The 1,793-nt window shown below is 72.7% G+C and carries 2 protein-coding genes; both read left to right on the top strand.

Annotated features, from left to right (window positions below):
* Nucleotides 1-1,215: protein kinase domain-containing protein (locus tag AOK00_RS36010; RefSeq protein WP_055604301.1), on the top strand; the 1,215-nt coding region annotated here is incomplete at its 5' end.
* Between the two features lie 121 nt (nucleotides 1,216-1,336).
* A complete protein-coding gene (locus AOK00_RS36005; protein ID WP_055604300.1) occupies nucleotides 1,337-1,732 on the top strand; it encodes an LppU/SCO3897 family protein in 396 nt (131 codons plus the stop codon).
* Nucleotides 1,733-1,793 lie beyond the last annotated feature (61 nt).

Genomic DNA, 1,793 nt, shown 5'->3' with positions numbered 1-1,793 from the left:
GTGCACCGCGACCTCAAGCCGCGGAACGTGATGGTCCGTCCCGACGGGTCCGTCGTCGTCCTCGACCTCGGGGTCGCCTCCGTCCTGGACAGCGACACCACCCGCCTCACCCACACCGGTTCCCCCATCGGCAGCCCCGCCTACATGGCGCCCGAGCAGGCCATGGGCGGCGCCGTCGGACCCTCCACCGACCTGTACGCGCTCGGCGTGCTGCTGCACGAACTCCTCAGTGGGAACGTGCCCTTCGCCGGGTCCACCGCGCTCGGTGTCCTCCACCGCCATCTGTACGAGCCTCCCGTGCCGCTCCGTCAGCTGCGGCCCGAGTTCCCCGAGCCCCTCGAAGCGCTGGTCCTCCGGTTGCTCGCCAAGGACCCGCGGGAGCGGCCGTCCGGTGCGCACGAGGTGTACGAGCGGCTGCTGCCGCTGCTCCCCGCGCGCGGGGCACCGGCCGGGCCGATGGACCCGACCCGGCCGTTCCTCCGCCCGCACGCGCCCTGGCCGGACCGCCCGGCGGCGACCGCGCCGGCGGCGCCGGTCGCACCGGTCCTTCCGGCGTGGACTCCGCCGCCCCTGCCGGTGGTGCCCGCTCCCGGGGGCGACCCGAGGGCCTCGTACCCGCCGCCGGTCCCGACCGCCCCCGTGTCCCCGGCCGCCCCCGCGCGCGCCGATGTCGCCGCGGCCGTCGACGAGGTCAAGCGGCTGCTGGGGGAGGGGGCGCTCACCCAGGCCGTCGACATGCTCGGCGGGATCCTGCCCGCCGCCGCGGCAGAGCACGGCGAGCGGTCGCCGGTCGTCCGCATCCTGCGCAAGCAGTACGCGTCCACGCTGATGGACGACGGCCAGTACCGGCGTGCGCTGCCCGAGTTGCGCCGCCTCGCGGCGGACCGCGACGCGGAGGCGGGGCCGGCGGATCCGCAGGCTCTTCAATTCCGTTATGACGCCGCCCTGTGCCTGGAGCAGCTGGGGGAGACGGCCGCCGCGCTCACCGAGTTCCGTGCGGTCCTGCCGTACTACGAGGGCGATCCGGCCCGTGCCTTCGACATCCGGCAGCGGATCGCGCTGCTCCTCGTGGCGACGGGGGAGCACGCGGCCGGACAGGAGCAGCTCCAGCGGCTGCTGTTCGACGCGGAGCGCGCGTTCGGCCCGTATCACCCGCTTCCGGCGGAGTTGAGGCGGGTGCTGGAACACCAGCGTCAGCTGGGGCCGCGCTCCTGACGGAGCGCCAGAGTCACGACTCGACAACTGATCGGTCAATGGATCTCCTTGATCCTTTTTGCCCTTTTTGGCGCATGTAGCGTTCGCGTCAGATCATGTTCACGTCCCCAAGGAATCCCTCATGACGACGCCGCCCGCGCCCCTCACCCCCGAGCAGCCCGCCGCTCCGGAGCAGCCCGCCCCCGCGAAGAAGGGCAGCCGCATCCTGAAGAAGGTCGGCGGTGTCGTCCTCGCGATCGCCATCGCCATCGGCGTGAAGCTCGGCCTGCCGTACCTCACCGGCGACGCCCCCGTGCACGCCAAGGCCGGCGAGTGCGTCACCGTGACGGGCCCGGACAACGACCCCAAGGTCGACACCACGGACTGCGCCTCGGGCAAGGCCGACCTGTTCAAGGTCGTCAAGGTCATCGACAACACCTTCGACGTGAACCAGTGCGGCGCGGAGCTGTCGGCGCTCGCGCAGCAGCTGGAGTCGGACAAGTTCGTGCTGTGCCTGGAAGAGGTCCCCGCGAAGTAGTCCGCGCGCACCCGCACGTCCGGAAGGGCCGGAACCCCCAGGGGTTCCGGCCCTTCCGGAC

Origin of the sequence: Streptomyces aureus, from assembly GCF_001418135.1 — a bacterium.
Taxonomy (GTDB): domain Bacteria; phylum Actinomycetota; class Actinomycetes; order Streptomycetales; family Streptomycetaceae; genus Streptomyces; species Streptomyces aureus_A.
This window is presented reverse-complemented; position numbering and strand designations above follow the sequence as displayed.